This window comes from Bergeriella denitrificans NBRC 102155 (genome assembly GCF_001592185.1).
In the GTDB taxonomy this organism is placed as follows: domain Bacteria; phylum Pseudomonadota; class Gammaproteobacteria; order Burkholderiales; family Neisseriaceae; genus Neisseria; species Neisseria denitrificans.
Map to the genome: position 1 here is coordinate 1 of NZ_BCWL01000349.1, position 980 is coordinate 980.

General features: G+C 55.5%; 3 protein-coding genes. All 3 read left to right on the forward strand.

The features are described 5' to 3' along the window. Nucleotides 1–8 precede the first annotated feature (8 nt). Nucleotides 9–521 (forward strand): NlpC/P60 family protein, encoded by a 513-nt coding sequence (locus BDE01S_RS10730; protein ID WP_066081436.1) that lies wholly within the window; start codon nucleotides 9–11, stop codon nucleotides 519–521. 14 nt (nucleotides 522–535) lie between these two features. Continuing rightward, a complete protein-coding gene (locus tag BDE01S_RS10735) occupies nucleotides 536–763 on the forward strand; it encodes a hypothetical protein (protein ID WP_066081431.1) in 228 nt (75 codons plus the stop codon). After that, on the forward strand, nucleotides 764–980 hold a 217-nt coding region (locus BDE01S_RS10740), incomplete at its 3' end, for a hypothetical protein (protein ID WP_066081434.1).

A 980-nucleotide genomic window follows, 5' to 3' on the forward strand; every position in this document is an offset into this window, starting at 1 on the left:
TTTTTTTCATGTCTATCAAAACCGAGCTGCCGTGGGTGGCGGAAGCCCGCCGCCATATCGGCCTTGCCGAGATTCCCGGTAAAAAACACAACCCGACCATCATCAACTGGTTAGCCGCTTTAAATGCGTGGTGGCGCGATGACGAAACGCCTTGGTGCGGTACGTTTGTGGCGCATTGCTGCCGCAGCACGGGCCGCGGACTGCCCAAGCATTGGTACCGTGCCAAGGCATGGGCAGAGGCAGGCACGCGCTTAAAGCAACCGGCCTATGGCTGCATCGTGGTGTTAGAACGCCAGGGCGGCGGTCATGTGGGCTTTGTGGTCGGTCAGGACGCCCAAGGCAACCTGATGGTGCTGGGCGGCAATCAGGGTAATAAGGTCAGCATTGCCAAATTCCCGCGCAGCCGCGTTACGGCCTATGTGTGGCCGTCCGAAAAAGGCGCGCCGCGCCACCCGCTCGACAGTCGGTACAAGCTGCCGCGACTGAATTTGGCAGGCGGCTTTTCTAAAAATGAAGCATAAGGCCGTTTGAAAAAATGAAACTTTGGTTAATCGATATTATTCACGCCGTTGACGTCATTTGTAACGGCTATCTTTGGCTGTATGTCATCGCTTTCGTTTTCCGGATGTTTTTTCTGAAAAACCATTTTCTGATTTTAGTGCGCCGCAAATGGGATTTTAGCGATACGTTGATGATTGTTGCGTTGCTCGGTGTGGTGTTTATTCCGAGCGAAGCGGCTTTGAAATCGATGCTGGGGGTGTAAATGAAACTGCTTAAATGGCTCTCCGGCCTGATTGTCAACCCCGCCACCGGGCAAATCTCGCATACCAAGCTGTGGGCAAACGTGGCTGCCGCAGCGATGACCGTCAAATTCGCCCAAACCCCCGAAGCCCCCGAGTGGCTGTGGTGGGCATACGGCGCGATGGTCGGCGGCTACGCCTTAATCAAGCGCGGCATTGCGGCCATTCCCCAAGTGGCGC

What these genes read in the sequence shown, in the direction of transcription:
- BDE01S_RS10735 (WP_066081431.1), top strand. Translation starts at nt 536, where the DNA reads ATGAAACTTTGGTTAATCGATATTATTCACGCCGTTGACGTCATTTGT.
- BDE01S_RS10730 (WP_066081436.1), top strand. Translation starts at nt 9, where the DNA reads ATGTCTATCAAAACCGAGCTGCCGTGGGTGGCGGAAGCCCGCCGCCAT.